Annotated in this window: 15 protein-coding genes; 13 read left to right on the top strand and 2 right to left on the bottom strand. The window is 63.8% G+C overall.

What is annotated here, in order from left to right:
* The 13 genes from CFB24_RS13775 to CFB24_RS13835 all read left to right on the top strand — a co-directional run bounded on the left by CFB24_RS13775 (position 1) and on the right by CFB24_RS13835 (position 15,972).
* Positions 1-2,466, top strand: a complete 2,466-nt coding sequence (locus CFB24_RS13775) for an O-linked N-acetylglucosamine transferase family protein (RefSeq protein WP_088521199.1) — start codon at positions 1-3, stop codon at positions 2,464-2,466.
* Positions 2,463-3,233 (top strand): glucose-1-phosphate cytidylyltransferase, encoded by a 771-nt coding sequence (gene rfbF, locus CFB24_RS13780; RefSeq protein ID WP_088521200.1) that lies wholly within the window; start codon positions 2,463-2,465, stop codon positions 3,231-3,233. Before CFB24_RS13775 ends, rfbF begins: the two co-directional genes overlap by 4 nt.
* The gene (rfbG, locus tag CFB24_RS13785; RefSeq protein WP_244593193.1) at positions 3,197-4,363 is read left to right on the top strand and encodes a CDP-glucose 4,6-dehydratase; all 1,167 of its coding nucleotides are present in this window, start codon (positions 3,197-3,199) and stop codon (positions 4,361-4,363) included. The genes rfbF and rfbG overlap by 37 nt, the downstream gene beginning before the upstream one ends.
* Positions 4,341-5,684, top strand: coding sequence for a lipopolysaccharide biosynthesis protein RfbH (gene rfbH, locus CFB24_RS13790; RefSeq protein WP_088521201.1), 1,344 nt, complete (start codon positions 4,341-4,343; stop codon positions 5,682-5,684). Before rfbG ends, rfbH begins: the two co-directional genes overlap by 23 nt.
* Positions 5,685-5,730: 46 nt before the next feature.
* Positions 5,731-6,663, top strand: coding sequence for a class I SAM-dependent methyltransferase (locus CFB24_RS13795; RefSeq protein WP_141098444.1), 933 nt, complete (start codon positions 5,731-5,733; stop codon positions 6,661-6,663).
* 272 nt (positions 6,664-6,935) lie between these two features.
* Positions 6,936-8,333 carry a GHMP family kinase ATP-binding protein gene (locus CFB24_RS13800; protein WP_206605460.1) on the top strand — a complete coding sequence of 466 codons (1,398 nt, stop codon included), beginning with the start codon at positions 6,936-6,938 and terminating at the stop codon, positions 8,331-8,333.
* Positions 8,330-10,231 carry an N-acetylneuraminate synthase family protein gene (locus CFB24_RS13805; protein ID WP_088521203.1) on the top strand — a complete coding sequence of 634 codons (1,902 nt, stop codon included), beginning with the start codon at positions 8,330-8,332 and terminating at the stop codon, positions 10,229-10,231. Before CFB24_RS13800 ends, CFB24_RS13805 begins: the two co-directional genes overlap by 4 nt.
* Positions 10,228-10,974 (top strand): SDR family oxidoreductase, encoded by a 747-nt coding sequence (locus tag CFB24_RS13810; protein WP_088521204.1) that lies wholly within the window; start codon positions 10,228-10,230, stop codon positions 10,972-10,974. The genes CFB24_RS13805 and CFB24_RS13810 overlap by 4 nt, the downstream gene beginning before the upstream one ends.
* A 1-nt stretch (position 10,975) precedes the next feature.
* Positions 10,976-11,806, top strand: coding sequence for a sugar phosphate isomerase/epimerase family protein (locus CFB24_RS13815; protein WP_244593194.1), 831 nt, complete (start codon positions 10,976-10,978; stop codon positions 11,804-11,806).
* Positions 11,799-12,557, top strand: a complete 759-nt coding sequence (locus CFB24_RS13820) for an SDR family NAD(P)-dependent oxidoreductase (RefSeq protein WP_088521205.1) — start codon at positions 11,799-11,801, stop codon at positions 12,555-12,557. Before CFB24_RS13815 ends, CFB24_RS13820 begins: the two co-directional genes overlap by 8 nt.
* Before the next feature lie 19 nt (positions 12,558-12,576).
* Positions 12,577-13,386, top strand: a complete 810-nt coding sequence (locus CFB24_RS13825) for an SDR family oxidoreductase (protein WP_244593195.1) — start codon at positions 12,577-12,579, stop codon at positions 13,384-13,386.
* A 38-nt stretch (positions 13,387-13,424) separates the two neighbouring features.
* Positions 13,425-15,233, top strand: coding sequence for a thiamine pyrophosphate-binding protein (locus CFB24_RS13830; protein ID WP_088521207.1), 1,809 nt, complete (start codon positions 13,425-13,427; stop codon positions 15,231-15,233).
* Between the two features lie 40 nt (positions 15,234-15,273).
* Positions 15,274-15,972, top strand: coding sequence for a sugar phosphate nucleotidyltransferase (locus CFB24_RS13835; protein ID WP_158255221.1), 699 nt, complete (start codon positions 15,274-15,276; stop codon positions 15,970-15,972).
* Between the two features lie 26 nt (positions 15,973-15,998).
* On the opposite strand, the gene CFB24_RS13840 is transcribed toward CFB24_RS13835, so the two are convergent.
* Positions 15,999-17,159, bottom strand: coding sequence for a class I SAM-dependent methyltransferase (locus CFB24_RS13840; RefSeq protein ID WP_088521209.1), 1,161 nt, complete (start codon positions 17,157-17,159; stop codon positions 15,999-16,001).
* Positions 17,160-17,244: 85 nt separating this feature from the next.
* Entirely contained in the window at positions 17,245-18,174 is a 930-nt protein-coding gene (locus tag CFB24_RS13845) for a hypothetical protein (RefSeq protein WP_088521210.1), read from the bottom strand.
* Positions 18,175-18,361 lie beyond the last annotated feature (187 nt).

An 18,361-nucleotide genomic window follows, 5' to 3' on the forward strand; every position in this document is an offset into this window, starting at 1 on the left:
ATGAATGGTGTTTCAGTCACGGATCAGAACGCAGCGATCGCGCTGACGCCCGACGAAATCGTGGCTCAGAGCCTCGCCCTCGCCGTCAAATCGCATGACGAGGGCGATCTCGCCGAAGCCGAGAAGCTCTATCGCGCCATTCTCTCCTTCCAGCCGACGCAACCCGACGCCTTGCACGGCATGGGCGTCATCGCCCATCAATGCAAACAGGACGAGGTGTCGGAACAGCTTTTGCGGGCCGCGCTCGAGCAGCGCAGCGATCCCACGTTCCACAACAATCTCGCTCTCGTGCTGCTGGAGCTCGACCGGCCGCACGAGGCCCTGCGCGAAGTCTATCGGGCGCTGGAGCTGCGCACCCATTACCCCGCCGCCTATAACGCGCTTGGCGCCATTCAGGAAAAGCTGCACCTGCGCGCGGAGGCGACGGAGTCGTACAAGAAGGCGACGGAGCTGAATCCCGCCTATGCCGCCGCCCATTCCAATCTCGGCAAGGTTCTCTATGAAATCGGCCGCTCCGCCGATAGCGAAAAGGCTTGCGACCGGGCGCTCGAGCTCACGCCCGCATGCCCGGAGGCGTTGAACCTCAAGGGCAACCTGTTGCGCATGAAAGGCGTCTTCAAGAAGGCGCTGGACTATTTCGACCGCGCGTTGGAGGCGCGGCCCGTCTGCGCCGAGATTTACAACAACAAAGCCCTGACGCTGAAGGCGATGAAACGGCTGAATGAGGCGCTTGTCGCCGCGCGCTGCGCCATCGCCTGCGAGGCGTCCTTCGCGCCGGCCATAGTGACCCTCGGCGCCATTCTGATGGATCAGGGCAAGCTGACGGAGGCGATCGAGCAGTTCGAAAAAGCCATCGCCTGCGATCCGGAAAATGTGGAAGCCTACAACAATCTCGGCTCGGCCCTGATCCAGTCCGATCGCACCGACGAAGGCATCGAAGCCTATGAAAGGGCGATCGAACTCAGCGAGGAAATCGTCGCCACGCAGAAAAAGTACGACATGGCGTGTCTGCTCTACACCAGGTTCTCCTACGAGAAGGCGCTCGACGCGTTCAACAGCGCGCTGGCCGACATGCCCAATTTCGTCGCGGCGAAGAACAATGTCGGCGTCGCCATGCAGAACCTGGGGATGACCGAGGAGGCGCTCGACGCCTATGAGCAGGCCATCTCCCTCGATCCGAAATTCTCGGCGGCCTATTCCAACAAGCTGATGGGCATGCAGTACAGCGACCGCTACACCAACGCGGACGTGCTGGAGCTCGCGCGCCGGTTCGGCGCGCATTTCGACCGTCCCGATCCGCGCGGCTTCGCGGATCGGGACCGTTCGCCCGAGCGGAAGCTGCGGATCGGCTATATTTCCGGCGACTTCAACTGCCATCCGGTTGGCTTTTTCGCCTTGCCCGCGGTCAGCGGGCATGATCACGGGCGTTTCGAAATCACCTGTTATTACGCCTGCGACACCGATGACGAGGTGACCGCCTATTTCCGCCGATTCGCCGACCGCTGGCGGCCTGTCACGAGCAAGAGCGACGACGAGATCGCGGAAATGGTCCGCGAGGACGAGATCGACATTCTCGTCGATCTCAACGGCCACACCGCGAAGACGCGCCTGACCTCGCTCGGGCTGAAGCCCGCGCCTATCCAGGTTCATTGGGTCGGTTTCACCGGCACCACCGGCATGTCCACGATCGATTACCTGATCCTCGACCCCGTCTCCGCTCCCCCGGGCGCCGACAAATGGTATGCGGAATCGCTGGTGCGTCTGCCCTACGGCCGGTTCAGCTATGTGCCGATGGTGCAGGAGCTTGTCCGCGCCGAACCGCCGTGCCTGAGCCGAGGCTATGTCACCTTTGGCTCCTTCAACAACATCACCAAAATCACCGATGAAGTCTTCGAGGTCTGGGCGCAAATCGTGCTGGCGGTGCCCGGCTCGCGCCTGCTGCTGAAATCGCGCGCGCTGGTGGAGGAAAAGGTGCGCGAGCGCTTTATCGCCAAATTCGAGGCGCTCGGCCTGCCGTTGGACCGCCTCGAATTTCGCGGCGCCGGGCATTATCGCGGCATGCTGGCCGAATACAACGACATGGACATCGCGCTCGACCCCTATCCGTTCGGCGGCGCGACCACGAGTTGCGACGCGATGCTGATGGGCGTGCCGGTGATCACCTTGCCGAGCGATCGTCTCGCTTCGCGCCAGACCGCGTGCTTCTACGCCAATATGGGCGTGGAGGGATTCGTCGCGACCTCGCGGCAGGATTACATCGACCGCGCCGTGGCGCTGGCCAACGATCCCGAGCGGTTGCGCGAAGTGCGCAAGATGCTGCCCGACGCCTTGATCGCGGCGCCTTTCACCGACAGCGCCAAGTTCACCGCGCGGCTGGAGGACGCCTATCGCGCCATGTGGCGCAAGTTCGCGGCGGGTGAGCCGGCCGGGCCGATCACAATCGAGGCCGAGGAGGCGACAGCGTGAAGGTCGTCATTCTCGCCGGTGGGCTGGGCACACGGCTCACCGAGGAAACGTCGGTGCGGCCCAAACCCATGGTCGAAATCGGCGGGAAGCCCGTGCTGTGGCACATCATGAAGATCTACTCGGCGCACGGATTCAATGAATTCGTGATCTGCCTGGGCTATAAGGGCTATTACATCAAGGAATTCTTCTCGAACTACTTCCTGCACATGTCGGACGTCACGTTCGACACGCGCGCCAACCGGATGGAAGTGCATCGGGAAATGGCCGAGCCGTGGCGCGTCACCCTGATCGACACCGGCGAGAAGACCATGACCGGGGGGCGCATCAAGCGCATCCGCGATTACGTCGGAAACGACGACATGTTCGCGCTGACCTATGGCGATGGGGTGGGCGACGTAAATCTCACGGAACAAGTCAAATTTCATCGGCGGCATGGGCGCCTGGCCACGGTGACGGCGGTGCGTCCAGCCAAGCGGTTCGGCCTGCTCAATCTCGAAGGCGACCGCGTCGTGGCTTTTTCGGAAAAGCCGGAAGGCGAGGGCGGCTGGATCAGCGGCGGCTTCTTCCTGCTGTCGCCGAGCGTGCTGGACCGCATCGCCGGCGACGACACCACGTTCGAACGCGAGCCGCTCGCAGGCCTCGCGGCTGACGATCAATTGCGCGCCTTCATGCATCCCGGCTTCTGGGCGCCGATGGACACGTTGCGCGACAAGATCGTCCTGGAGGAGCTGTGGTCGAACGGAGAGGCGCCGTGGAAAATCTGGTGATCGATTCCGCCTTCTGGCGCGGGCGGCGGGTGTTTGTCACCGGCCATACCGGCTTCAAGGGCGCGTGGCTGTCGCTGATGCTGGCGCGGCTGTCGGCGCGGGTCTCCGGCTTCGCCTTGGCGCCGCCGACGGACCCCAATCTGTTCACTCTGGCGGGCGTGGGCGCCGGGCTTGACGACCGGCGCGGCGATATTCGCGACCTCGAAGCTCTTGCCGGCGCGCTGGAGGCGGCGCAGCCCGAGATTCTCATTCATCTCGCAGCGCAGCCGCTGGTGCGCCAGTCTTATGCCGCCCCGGTGGAGACGTTCGAGACCAATGTGCTCGGCGTGGTCAACGCGCTCGAAGCGGCGCGGCGGGTCAAAAGCGTCCGGGCGATCGTCGTCGTCACCACCGACAAATGCTACGAGAATCGCGAATGGCTCTGGGCCTATCGCGAAAGCGACGAACTCGGCGGCCGCGATCCCTATTCCGCGTCCAAAGCCTGCGCCGAACTGGTGGCGCAAGCCTATCGCAAAAGCTTCTTCGAAGGCGGGGCGGCGGTAGTCACCGCCCGCGCCGGCAATGTCATCGGCGGCGGCGATTTCTCGCCCGACCGCATCCTGCCCGACGCTTTCCGCGCCATCGCGGCTGGCGAGGTCCTGCGCGTTCGCGCGCCGCGCGCTGTGCGGCCGTGGCAACATGCGCTGGAGCCGCTGGCCGGCTATCTTCTGCTGGCGCAAAAGGCCTGCGAAGCGCCGGCGTCCTGTGAAGGCGCGTGGAATTTCGGCCCTGGCGCCGACAGCGAGCGCGACGTGCAGAGCCTGCTGCAGCGCTTCATGGCGCCGTGGGGCGAGGCGGCGCGCTGGCGAATCGACGGCGGCGAGCATCTCCACGAGGCCGGGCTGCTGCGCCTGGATGCGGCGCGCGCGCGCGAAATGTTGCAGTGGCGCCCGCGCCTGTCGTTCGACGAAGCGATTGGCTGGACTTCGGATTGGTACCGCGCCTTCGCCGCCGGCGCCGATATGCGCGCTTTCACCTTGAACCAGATCGACGGCTATCTCGGCCAGTGGACGCGGCTTACCTCGCCCTTCGCCGAGCGCGAGCGGGACGCCGCAAAGGAGACTTTTCATGCGGCCCAAGGAATCGCCTGAGGCGGCGCGTTTGCGCGGGGAAATCCTGCGCCTCGTCGGCGAATATCACGATCTCGCCCATGCCGCCCCCAAAGCCGCCGACCAACGCGTCAGCGCGCCTGTTTCGGGGCGCGTCTATGGCGCCAGCGACATGCGGATGCTGGTCGAGTCGGCGCTGGATTTCTGGCTGACGACGGGCCGGTTCAACGACGCCTTTGAACAGAGGCTGGCCCAGCGCGTCGGCGCGCGCCGCGCCCTGACGGTGAACTCCGGTTCCTCGGCCAATCTCGTGGCCTTCGCCGCGCTGACCTCGCCGCGCCTGAAAGAGCGCGCGATCAAGCCCGGCGATGAAGTCATCACCTGCGCCACCGGGTTTCCGACCACGGTCAATCCCGCCTTGATGTGGGGCGCGGTTCCCGTTTTTGTCGATGTTTCGCTGCCCACCTACAATATCGACGTCGCTGCGGTCGAAGCGGCGATCGGCCCGCGCACCCGCGCCGTCATGGTCGCGCATACGCTGGGCAATCCCTTCGACGTGAAGGCGATCAAGGCGCTGTGCGAAAAGCACAATCTCTGGCTGATCGAGGATTGCTGCGACGCGTTGGGCGCGACGGTGGACGGCCAGCATGTCGGAACCTTCGGCGACGTGGGCACGCTGAGTTTTTACCCGGCGCATCACATCACCATGGGCGAGGGCGGGGCGGTGTTCACGCAGGACCCGCAGCTGGCGAAAGCGATGGAAAGCTTCCGCGATTGGGGTCGCGACTGCTATTGCGCGCCCGGCAAGGACAACAGCTGCAACAAACGCTATGGCTGGACGTCGGGCGATCTGCCCAAGGGCTATGACCACAAATACGTCTATTCCCATCTCGGCTACAATCTCAAGATCACCGACATGCAGGCGGCGGTGGGGCTGGCGCAGCTCGATCGGCTGGACGATTTCATCGCCGCGCGGCGGCGCAATTTCGATTGGCTGAGCCAGGGATTGGCCGCCTATGAGGACGCCCTGATCCTGCCGGAAGCCACGCCGGGAACAGAGCCGTCCTGGTTCGGCTTCCCGATCACCTTGCGCGCCGACGCGCCGATCTCGCGCGACGCCCTGGTGCAGCGCCTGAATGCGGCGGGGATCGGCACACGGCTGTTGTTCGGCGGCAATCTGGTGCGACAGCCCTATATGAAGGGCCGCAATTTCCGCATTTCCGGCGCATTGACTCAGGCCGATGTCGTGGTCGAACGCACCTTCTGGATCGGGGTTTATCCGGGTCTGGGCGAACGAGAGATTGGCCACATGATCGAAACTCTCGGATCGACCCTTTGCGCGTCACAGCGGATGGCCGTTTGAAAGCTCCCGCGATCGTTGGGCCTGCAAGTCGAGAAAGGTGACAGCTGTGCAACAAGCAGAAGCTCAGGGTGACGCGCCGCGCGTCGCTGTCGGAAAAACGCATGTCGATCCTGCGCGGATTCGCAGGGAACGTATCGCGACGAGATGCGTCTGCTGCGGGAATCAAACCTTAAAATCGTCTCCGGCCATCCTGATGCCGTTTGTCGCCCACCGGGTTTTCGGGTGGGAGCCGGCGCTTGTCGATGAAAGCTGGGGTTTGAATACAATCAAGGCAGGACACGCATATAGCGTATGCAGGTCGATGTTCTGTGCGGACTGCGAATTTCTGTTTCTTGATATTCGATTCTCCGAGGCTGAGCTCGCCAGGCTGTATGACAACTATCGCATGGACTCTTATGTTGCTTTGCGAGAGTTTTATGAGCCTGGCTATGCGCTCAGAAACGCTGGCCTCGACTCAGGCATCAATTATGTTTCCGTGATCGAGAAATTTCTTGAGCCTCATTTGCACATGCCGGTCTCTGTTCTTGATTGGGGCGGCGATACGGGAAAAAACACACCTTTTCGAAACGGAAACACCGCCGTCGATATCTACGACATCAGCGCGAAATCGGTCGTGGAGGGCGCGAGAATCGTTCAGAAACAGGAAGCGTTCGCGAAAAAATACGACCTGGTTGTCTGTAGCAACGTCGTCGAACACGTCGCTTATCCGGCGCGGCTGCTTTGCGAGATAAAAAAGGCCATGCACAGCGGTTCTGTTTTGTACCTGGAGGCGCCCTTCGAGGCCGTGATGCGAAATAACCCGACAGATCCCCACCTGGTTAAGAAGCACTGGCACGAGCATATAAACTTTTTTAGCAAAAAGTCTGTGATGACGCTTATTGAGAAATGCGGGTTTAAAATAATAGACATCAGTAAAAATGAGATTGAATTAAATGGGAAAAGCGGCGCCGTGTTCATGGTTGCGTGCAAACTAAAATAAGAGAAATTCCCATATTACAAGATAATGGATGCGCCACTTGTACAAGGCTGGCCGCATTCTTGCGCTTGCGCCGTTGATGGCGGGACAACGGCGCAGGGCGCCCACCTCAAGCTTCGGGTCAGGTCTGTCGTCCATTGTGGCCTGACCCTTTGGCGGGCGTTTTGGGCGCATGGAGGGACGAATCATTGTGGGCCCTTGCAGATGTTGAAGCTCCGCCGCACCCGGGCAATCCCCGGAATTTGTAACTCTTTAGCGGTTGGCTGGACTGTTCCATGACCATGATGCCCTTTTCCATCGGAGCCAAGGCGACCAAGGGATCGAATCTGATCGTGCCGATCGGCGCCACGGTCGGCGACGCGATTCGCACCATCGAAAGCGGCGTCGTGCAAACCGCTTTCGTGGTGGACGAAAACCTTGTGCTGCTCGGCATCGTCACCAACGGCGACGTCCGCCGCTTCCTGCTGGCGGGCGGGGATATCGAGAGCGAGGTTGACGCTGCGCTCAACCGCAACTTCAAGTCGGTTCGCGTCGACGCGCCGCGCGAGGAATCGCTCAGGCTGTTCGACATGGGCTATTCGGTGGTGCCGAGGCTCGACGCCCAGGGCCGGCTGGTCGATTTGCTGACGCCGGAGAGCCGTCAGGATTTCGAGAGAATCAGCCGGGTCGTGGCGCGCGGGCGCGCGCCGGCGCGCATCAGTTTCGCCGGCGGCGGCACCGACCTGACCTATTTCTTTTCCCGTTCGAAGGGCCTGGTGCTGAACGCCGCGATCGCGCGCTATTCGGTGACCACGCTGATTCCGCGGGATACGTCCGACATCGACATTTATTCGCACGATCTCGGACGCCACCAGCATTTCGCGTCCCCGCGCGCCATGGTCAAGGCCACGGATCACGGCCTGCTTTCGACCACGGCGGCGCTGATCAAACCGGGGTTCGGATTCGAGATGCATGTCTCCGCCGATTTTCCGGTCGGCTCCGGCCTTGGCGGCTCCTCCGCCGTGGTGGCGAGCATCTTGGCGGCCTTCAACGAACTGCGGGTGGACCGTTGGTCGGCTTATGAAATCGCCGAACTCGCCTTCCAGGCCGAACGCCTGTGCTTCAAGATTCCCGGCGGCTGGCAGGATCAATATGCGACGGCGTTCGGCGGCTTCAACCTGATCGAATTCATGCCGTCGTGGAACAATGTCAATGCGCTGCGCCTGCCCGACGAGGTCGTGTTCGAGCTGGAGGAATCGCTGATCCTGTTCGACACGGGCATCGCGCATGATTCCGGCGATCTGCATCGCAGCCAGAAGACGGAAATGAGCAATTGCGAGGGCGACGAGAAGCTCACGCGGCTGACCGATTTCTGCATTGAAATGAACCGCGCCCTGGCGCGCCGGGATTTGCGTCGCTTCGGCGAAGGATTGAACCAGGCGTGGCTGCTCAAGAAGGCCACGTCCTCGCGCATTTCCAACCCGGTGATCGAACAGATCTACGACGCGGCCCTCGCCGCGGGCGCCCTGGGCGGCAAACTGCTCGGCGCCGGCGGCGGCGGGCACATTCTGTTTTTCGCGCCGCCCGCGGCGCGCGCGGCCGTCATCGCGGCGCTGCGGCCGTTTCGCTGCACGCCCCACACCGTGCGCTTCGACACCAAGGGCGCGCATTCCTGGAGAACAACCCTGCAATGACGACGCAATTTCAGATCGGCGGGATCCGGCCGGCGAAGGGGCGCACCTTCGTCATCGCCGAGATCGGCAACAATCACAACGGCAGTCTGGAGCTGGCCAAGCAGCTGGTGGATGTGGCGCGCGAGGCCGGCGCCGATTGCGTCAAATTCCAGATCCGCGATTTCGCTTCGCTGTACCGCAAGACGCCGGGCGGCGCGGCCTCCGAGGATTTGGGCGTCGAATATGTCAAGGACCTGCTCGCCAAGGTCGAACTGACGGTCGCGCAGCATCGCGAATTGCGGGCCTATGTCGCCCAATCCGGCCTGCTCTACATGTGCACGCCCTGGGACGAGGCCAGCGTCGAAACCCTGCGCGGCTTCGAGGTCGATGCGGTGAAAGCCGCGTCCGCCGACCTGTTCAATCCCTATCTGATCGAAAGAATCGCCAGCCTCGGCAAGCCCTTCGTCCTTTCGACCGGCATGTCGTACCAGCATGAGATCGCGCGCGCCGTGGCGCATGCGAAAACGCTGGGCGTTCCCTTCGCGATTCTGCATTGCAACAGCGCCTATCCCGCGCCCGACCGCGACATCCAGCTTGAGTTTATTCCGAAGCTCGCCGACCTGCATGACGTCGTCGGCTATTCCGGTCATGAGCGGGGCACGGCGATCTCCATCGCCGCCGTGGCGCTGGGCGCGGTCATCATCGAGCGCCATCTCACGCTGGACCGCATGATGGAAGGGCCGGACCATCCCGCCAGCCTGGAGCCGGACGAATTCCGCCGTCTCGTCGAGGGCGTCCGTCAGGTCGATGAAGCGCTGCCGTTGCGCTCGGACTCGCGCGCGCCGACCCAAGGCGAAATGCTCAATCGGGAAAACCTGAGCAAGAGCGTGGTCGCCCGGCGCGCCATCGCCAAGGGCGCGATCATTTCCGCCGGAGATTTGACGGTGGCCAGCCCCGGCCAGGGCCTTGCGCCCTACCGCCTGCCGGACCTCGTAGGGCGCCCGGCGATCCGAGAGATTCACCAGGGCGATTTCATGGTCGAGGCCGACCTGCGCGGCGAAGTCGCGGCGTATGAACCCCACAAGCTCCCTATTCTCTGGGGCGTTCCGGTCCGCTACCACGATTTCCTCGCTTATACCGACCGCATCGCGCCGGACCTTTACGAGTTTCACCACTCCTATCGCGATCTCGGCCTCGATCCGAAAAGTTTCGTCAAGCCTGTCGATTGCGGCCGGCTGGTCGTTCACGCGCCGGAACTGTTCGAAAACAGCGAATTGCTCGATCTCGTCTCCGACGATCTCGGCTACCGCCAGCGCTCGATCGACAATATGAAGCGCGTCATCGCGGCGACCGAATCCTTGCGGCCGTATTTTCCGCAGGCCGACAGCGCGCTGATCGTCACCAATGTCGGCGGCTTCTCGATGGACGCCCCGGTCTCCGCCGACAAGCGCCGGGAATATTACGACCGCTTCGCCGAAGTGATTGCGAAAATCGACTTCGGCTCGACCGAGCTGATCCCGCAAAATATGGCGCCGTTCCCCTGGCATTTCGGCGGCCAGCGCTATCAGAACATTTTCATGTATCCCGACGAACTGGTCGCGGCCGCCAAGGCCAACAAGCTGCGGCTTTGCCTCGACCTGTCGCATCTGAGCATGACCTGCTCGCATTTCGGCTTCGACTTCCAGCACGAGCTGGCCAAGCTGCTGCCGGTCACCGCGCATTTGCACATCGCCGACGCCAAGGGCTTGAACGGCGAAGGCGTCGATCTTGGCGAGGGCGACATCGATTGGCGCGCTGTCTGGCCGCTGATCGCCGCCTATCCGGACCTGAGCTTCATCCCGGAAGTTTGGCAGGGCCATAAGAATTTCGGCGCCGGTTTCTGGAAGGCGCTGAACTATCTCGGGCGGCTCGCGGCATGACCGCGCCCGCGCTGAAACTGTTCGACCTGACCGGCAAGAGCATCCTCGTCACCGGCGCTTCGCGCGGCATTGGCGCGGCGCTGGCGCAGGGGCTGGCCGACGCCGGCGCGCGCGTTTGCGCCGTCGGCCGCTCGCCCGCGCCCGAGGCGCCTTCAGGTTCCGTCGAGTATCATTCGGCCGATTTACGGACGCAGATTGTTGAAATCGTGGCGCGCGCGGCGGGCGACGCCGGCCGTCTCGACGGGCTCGTCAACTGCGCCGGCGTCACGCTGCCGGCGCAAGACGGCGCGGATGAAATGCGCCGCTTCCGCCAGACGTTCGACACCAATCTCGACGCCGCCTATGGCGCCGTGCTCGCCGCCGTTCCGCTCATGGGGGCGGGCGGCAGCATCGTCAATGTCACCAGCATCGGCAGCGTGACCGGCTTCCCCGACAATCCCGGTTATGTCAGCTCCAAGGGCGCGTTGCGCATGTTGACCAAGGCGCTCGCCGTCGATCTCGGGCCGAAGGGCATCCGCGTCAACGCGCTCGCGCCCGGCTACATCGCCACCGCCATGACCGCGAAAAGCTTCGCTGCGCCGGTCGAGCACGAGCGCCGGCGCGCCCACACCTGTCTGGGCCGATGGGGCAAGCCGGAGGATCTGATCGGGGCGGCGATTTTTCTTCTCTCCGACGCCTCCGCTTATGTGACCGGCGCCGACATTTTCGTCGATGGCGGATGGACCGCCAAGGGGCTGGTTTAGCATGCGCAAGGACATAGGCTTCATGCAGGGGCGGCTCAGCCCGCGGGTTGATGGCAAGATCCAGGCGTTTCCCGTCGCGCACTGGCGTGAAGAATTCGTCACGGCGGAGCGGCTCGGCCTGTCGCTGATGGAATGGACCATCGACCACGCCGATTTCGCCGCCAATCCGCTGATCACCGAACAGGGCCGCGCCGAAATTCGCGCGCTGCAAGCCGCGCATGGCCTCCGCATCGAATCGGTAACCGCCGACAATCTGATGCAGGCGCCGTTCTGGAAGGCCGACGGGGTGCTCCGGCGCGAATTGCTCGACGCCCTGGCCGTGTTCATCCGCGCCTGCTCGGCGGTGGGGGTGAAGTTCATCGTCGCGCCGCTGGTGGACAATGGCTCGCTCGTCTCGCCGCAACAGGAGGACGATCTGTTCGACGGCCTGATGAGCCTGCTGCCGCTGATGCAGGCCTCGAATGTCGCGGTCATCTTCGAGTCCGATTACGCGCCGGAGCGGCTACGGAATTTCATCGCGCGCTATCCGGAAAACTGGTTCGGAATCAATTTCGACATGGGCAACAGCGCCGCGCTGGGATGGCCGCCGGCGGAGGAAATTCCGGCGCTGGCCTCGCGCATTATGAATGTCCATGTCAAGGACCGGCCGCTTGGCGGAACCACAGTTCCGTTCGGCGAGGGCGCCGTCGATTTCGACGCGGTGTTCCGTCTGCTGCGCGCTTCCGGTTATTCCGGCAATTACATTCTGCAAGGCGCCCGCGCCCGCGACGACGACCATGCCGGCGCGATCACACGCTATGCGCAACTGGTCGAAAGCCGGTTGAATGTCTGATCCCCAACAGCCGCGACGCATCGCGCTCATCGGCGGCGGCTCCCGTGGGATCGGCCGCGCCATCGCGCGCGCGCTGATCGCCGACGGCATGACGGTCGCGCTTGTGGCGCGCGGCGCCGAAGGGTTGCGCGATGCGGCCGCCGAATTCGGCGAGGCCTGCTCCACCCATGTGGCGGATGTTTGCGTCGCCGAGGATTGCGCGCGCGTGCTGGCGGAAATTTGCGTCACGCGGGGCGAACCGAGCGTGCTGGTGACCTGCGCGGGTTCGGGACAATCGGCCCCTCCGGGAACCGAGACCGCCGCCGAATGGGGGCGCATGGCCGACGTGAATTATCTCTCCGCCGCCAATCTGATCACGGCGGCGCTGCCGCATATCCGCAACCAGCGCGGCAGCGTGGTGTGCATTTCCTCCATCTGCGGCCACGAAGCTTTTGGCGCGCCGGTGGCTTATTCGGCGGCCAAGGCCGCGTTGAACATGATGGCCAAGGGGTTGTCGCGGCCGCTCGGCAAGGAGGGCGTGCGGATCAATGTCGTGTCGCCCGGCAATATTTTTGTCGAGGGCGGCGTGTGGGATCGAAAACTGCGCGCGGACCCCGAGGGGGTCAATCGGATGCTGGCGCAGGATGTGCCGCTCGGGCGCCTCGGCCGTCCCGAGGACGTGGCCGACGCGGTCGCGTTCCTGGTTTCGGAGCGCGCCGCTTTCATTACGGGAGCCTGCCTCGTCGTCGACGGCGGCCAATTGCGGAGTTGAGATGATGCCGGCGAATGGATTGAAAGACTTCGATCTTTCCGGGAAATGCGCCCTGGTCACGGGGGCGGCGGGCCTGCTGGGCAAGGAGCATGTGGCCGCGCTCGCGGAAGCCGGCGCCCATGTGGTCATGACCGATCTTCACGAAGAGTCGTTGCGGGCGGCCTACGAAAGCCTGCCTGAGTTCGCGCGCGCGCTGGCGAGCGTCGCGGTGATGGACGTCACCAAGGCCGAGTCCATCGCGCAGACGGCCGCGCGCTTCGAGCGCATCGACATTCTCGTCAACAATGCGGCCATCGACCCCAAGGTGACCAACGACAACCGCAGCCTCGAACTTTCGCGGCTGGAGCATTATCCCGAGGATCATTGGCGCCTGCATCTCGATGTCGGCGTCACCGGCGCCTTTCTGTGCATCCGCGAGTTCGGCACGCGCATGGCCGCGCGCAACAGCGGCGTCATTCTCAACATCGCCTCCGATCTTTCGGTGATCGCGCCGGACCAGCGGCTTTATCGCGTCGAGGGCCGCGAGGAGCATGAGCAGCCGGTCAAGCCCATCGCCTATTCGGCGGTCAAGACCGCGTTGCTCGGCATCACCCGCTATTGCGCCGCCTATTGGGCCAAGGCCGGGATTCGCGTCAACGCCCTGTCGCCCGGCGGCGTGTTCAACGACCACAACGAAATCTTCACGACGCGGTTGAGCGCGCTCATCCCGATGGGGCGCATGGCCCATCTGAGCGAATACAGATCCGCCGTTCAGTTCCTCTGCTCGGACGCCTCCAGCTACATGACCGGGCAGAACATCGTCATCGACGGAGGACGGAGCATCCTCTGATGCGCCGGTTACGAAAAGAATAGACCAGGGACAAGGCCATGAAAGTCGCCGATTACATCTTCTCATTCCTGCGCGACAAAGGCGTCGGCGCGGTGTTTCTCGTGCCCGGCGGCGGCAACATGCATCTTGTCGATGCGCTGGCGCGGTGCGAGCACATCCGCCCCGTGCCGATGCATCACGAACAGGCTTGCGCCATGGCCGCCGAAGCCGCCTCGCGCGCCGGTACGGGGCTGGGCGTCGCTCTGGTCACCTCCGGGCCGGGCAGCACCAACGCCATCACCGGCGTCGGCGAAGCCTATACCGAATCCGTGCCGATGATGGTGATCTCGGGCCAGGTGAAGCGCGCCGATCTGAAAACCGGCACCGGCTTGCGCCAGAAGGGCGCGCAGGAAGTGGATATCGTTTCCATCGTGTCCGGGCTGACCAAATATGTCGAGACGGTGCTTGATCCCGCCGACATCAGGCGCTGCCTGGAGAAGGCGTTCCGCCTCGCCCATGAAGGCCGCCCCGGGCCGGTCTGGCTCGATGTTCCGCTCGACGTGCAGGCCAGCGAGATCGATCCCGATGCGCTTCAGGGCGAGACGTGCGCGCCGCAGCCCGCGCCCGCGCTGGCGGCCGAAGCCGGCCGCCTCGCGGATTTGTTGCGCGCCTCCGAACGGCCGGTGATCCTGGCCGGACATGGCGTGCGGCTGGCGGGCGCGCGCAATGAATTTCGCGCGCTGGCGGCCCGCCTCAACGCCCCTGTCGTGACCACCTGGAACGCGCTCGACCTGTTGCCGCACGATCATCCGCTGATCGTCGGGCGTCCCGGCGCCGTGGCCTTGCGCGCGCCGAATTTCGCGGTTCAGAACGCCGATCTTCTGGTCATTCTGGGCTCGCATCTCGATCATTCCCTGACGGCGTTCAATCCCGCGCGTTTCGGGCGCTCTGCGAAAAAGGTGATCGTGGACATCGACCCTGTCGAGCTCGACAAATTCACCCATGCGTTCGAGATGAAAGTGTGCGCGGACGTCAAGCGTTTCATCGGCGCGGTGAACGGCGCGCTCGGCGCGAAGAATCTGCCCGACTGGAGCGCCTGGCGCCGGCGCTGCGCCGACTGGAAGGCGCGCTACGGCATTGGCGAGCGTCTGCAGGTATGGAGCAGCGAGGAAATCTCGCATTACGAACTCGCCGACGCCTTCTCGGATCTGTTTCCCGAGGGCAGGACGATCATCACCGGCGGGTCCGGTCTGGCGGTGGAGGCGTTTTACGTGGCCTTCCGCAACCGGGAGGGGCAAAGGGTTTTCACGACCTCCGGTCTCGGCTCGATGGGCTATGGCCTGCCGGGGGCGATCGGCGCCTCGATGGGGCAGGGCGGCGCGGAATGTCTGTGCGTCGAGAGCGACGGCAGCCTGATGATGAATCTGCAGGAACTGGCGACGCTCAAGGCGCTCAATGCGCCGGTCAAACTGTTTGTCGTCAACAATGACGGCTATGCCTCGATCCGCAACACGCAGCGCAATTATTTCCAGGGCCGCCTGCTGGCCACCGGCCCGGAATCGGGCCTGTACATGCCCTCGTTCGCGCGGCTCGCCGCAGCGATGGACATTCCCAGCCTGACGGTCGCGAACCGCGCGGAGATGCGGCCCACCATCGAAGCCGCGCTGAACATGCCGGGGCCGGTCGTCTGCGAAATCCATACGACGCGTTCGGAATCGCTGTTGCCCAAGGCGATGGCGTTTCCCCAGCCGGACGGCACGATGCTGTCCATGCCGCTCGAGGACATGACGCCGCTGCTGCCGCGCGATGTTCTGCGCCGGGAAATGTTGGTGCCGCTCGCCGAGGAATCGGAACGCGCGGTGGCGTGAAGACGCGGGGCGAGACGATGGAACAGAGGATTTTTATCGCATGACCATGCCCGATCTGATCCTTCTCTGCGGCGGCATGGGCACGCGTCTGAGAAGCGTCGTCAGCGACACGCCCAAGCCAATGGCGCGTGTCGCCGGTCGGCCTTTTCTCGAAATTCTTCTGTCCCATTTTGCCGAACTAGGGTTCGTCAAAGCCGTGTTGAGCACGGGCTATATGGCCGAAAAAATCAGCGGTCATTTCGGCGCGCATTTCCAGGGAATCGACCTGTCCTATTGCGTCGAGCCGGAACCGCTGGGCACAGGCGGGGCGAGCCGCGCGGCGGCCCGAATGTGCGCTACCGACACTGTGCTTGTCTGCAACGGCGACACGTTTCTCGAATTCGATTTCGAGGCCGTGCGCGCGTTCAACCTTGATCGGCAAGAGAAGGCGTCGGTTGCGGTCACGCTCGGCGTGCCTGACACCGAACGCTATGGCCGTATTGAAATCGGCCCCGACGCGCAAGCCCGCTTCGCCGGCCGGGGGCGGCCCGGCGCAGGCTTCATCAGCGGCGGGGTTTATTTGCTGCCGCGCGCGGATCTCCTGGCCGAGGCGCGGCCCGCTCCGTTTTCGCTGGAGGACTTCGTGTTCGACAGCGCGCGCGGCGGACGCATTTTCGCGGTTCCCGCTCACGGGCGTTTCATCGACATTGGCGTTCCCGAGGATTACGCCGCGGCGCAAGCGATGTTCGCGAATTTTTAAGAGCGCCGGCTTGAGCCGGCGCGGCTTCAGATGAAGATGAGGCGCCGGGCGGGGTCGATCTCGGCCAGTTGACGGCCGATCTCGCTCCGGGCTTCCGACACGGTCGCCACCACCGGCCAGTCGCAGCTTTGGACGCCCGTTCGCGGGTCCACGGTCGGCCGCCGCACATCTCCGACCGTCACCTCGCCCGGCCGACGATCCAGCACCACCATGTTGCGGCAGTTGGCGAGGGGGCCGCCATTTTCGACCGACCGGCGGAAATTGTCGCCCGCGCCCCAGACCAATATGCCCTCGAATGTTTCCAACTGTCCGGCGACCGTTTTCGCTCGCGCCTTCTCCTGCCGGATGTAACCCTGCGCCTCATCGAGGAGGCTTGGTGAAACGAGATCGTCGCCGGACAGCCCTTTTCTGAACAGCATGCCGAGCGCCGGAAACTGGCCGTCATCGCGGTAGGGGAAGGCGTATTCGAAATGCTTGACGGCGCCGAACCCATAACGGCCCAGCAAGCCCGCCAGCGCCTGGGGCGTGAAGTGGTTGACGTGCAAGCGATCGAAATAATACAGAAATTCCCGGCGTTCGTAGGCGGCGTATTTCAGGGGATTGGGAACTTCCACGTAAAGAAGCCCATCCTCCGTCACCAGATCGTGGAGCAGAGTCAGCATGTCGAAATCGATCACATGCTCGATGACATGCGAGGCGATGACGAGATCGTAGGGCGCGCCGCGCGCGCTGGCCTCCAGCCCGGCGATGGACAGATTGTCGAGGCCAAGCGCCGCCGCCTTGCGCGAGCCCTTGGAGGCGGCGGGGCCGGGATCGAAACCGACGAAGCGCGACGAGGGAAAGTGGGTGGCGAGTTCTACCAGCAGGCTGGCTTCCCCGCAGCCGAAATCGAGCACGCTTCGCGGCGCCGGCTCCCCGTCGAGCGCGGCGACGAGATGGTCTTTTTGCAAGATGGAGATCGGCGAACGGACCGCCCCGACGGCGACCTCCTGGTGAACGGTGTCATTGGCGACCGCCGCATAATAGGCGTCGTAGTCGCTCTGGCGGCCGCCGGTCACGAACAGGAAATTGTCATGCGCGCAGTGGCGCACCTCGACGTCGGTCGGCAATTGCATTTTCGCGCCGAACCGAAGCTGAAGCACCGTCGTGCTCGATTGGCCGCAAATGGGGCAGTGCGCGTTTCGCATTAAAGCGTCCTCAGGTCGTTGCACGGGCGCGCCTCAACCCGGCCTGAGCGGGTGGGACGCGGGCTTGCGGTTTTCCGGCTGCGTCTCAGGCGGCGATGATCGACGCGTTCACACGCGCCGCCGGCGTTTGCGCCGCCTTGGCCTGCGTCAGCTTCACGAGTTCGGCGAGTTGAATCTCGAAATTGTCCAGGAGGTTCTGGTAATTGAACTGCGCCGCGACGACGGTGTCGCGCGCGCGCTCGAGTTCCTGCGGCGAATCGCCCAAGGCGATGCCATCCAGGCCGTATTCGTGTTCTCCGAGCGAGGTCTTCAGATAGGAATTGCGCATCAGCACGACCGGGCAGCCGCACAGCAGCGCCTCGATATTCAGCTGGGTGTCTTCGAAACTGTAGAAGACCTCAACCGAGCGCAGGATGTCGGCGATGACCGCGGGCGTTTGCGAGTCCGGACGGCACTTGGTGATTTCGATGGCGCCATCGGGCAGGCCAAATACCTGCTGGCCATGCAGGTCGCGATATTTATAGGCGTAGAACGCGGCGCCCTTGCGCAGGCGCGGCCGGCCGGGATTGAAGATCGAGCGGTCGACCAGCGGCATGTGCAGCACGGGCGCATCCGGGCCGCAGGCTTCCGCGAGTTTCTTCGTGAAGCCGAACGCCAGTTCCTCGGGCGCGTAAACCTTGTCGCCGCCGAGCAGGCCGGGATAGTTGAGCACGTAGCGCGCGACGCATTGCGCCTGCAGGGGATTGCCGACCACCACTTCGGGATAGACGACGATCGGGGTCAGGCCGTCGGCGCCATGGGCGTCGACGATCTCCGGCCGCAGCAACGGCGTGAGGAAATCCGGGTTGACGACCATGTCGGAGCCGCCATAGGCGAGAATATAGGCGCGCTCGCCCGTGCGGTTCAGCCAGTGGCAAAGCAAATGCAGCGCTTTCACCCCGCCCGATTGGGACGTGTAGTTGGGTGTGACGATATAATAGGGATGTCGCGTCAAATCCGGATAAATCGATTTCATGGGCGTCCCGCCTGGCTCACGAAAGGACAGGCCGCGCGCATGGCGACCGTTGTTCCAATTAATGCGGCGTGGCTTGCGCCAATCATGCGGCGCGCGGCCGACGCGAATATCTTTACGAAAAGTTGAGGCAAAACCCCCGCGCAAGTTTGGCCCCCGATGATGCCAGCGAAAATGTAACTTCACTGGA

It is taken from the genome of Rhodoblastus acidophilus (assembly GCF_900187365.1).
GTDB lineage: Bacteria > Pseudomonadota > Alphaproteobacteria > Rhizobiales > Beijerinckiaceae > Rhodoblastus > Rhodoblastus acidophilus.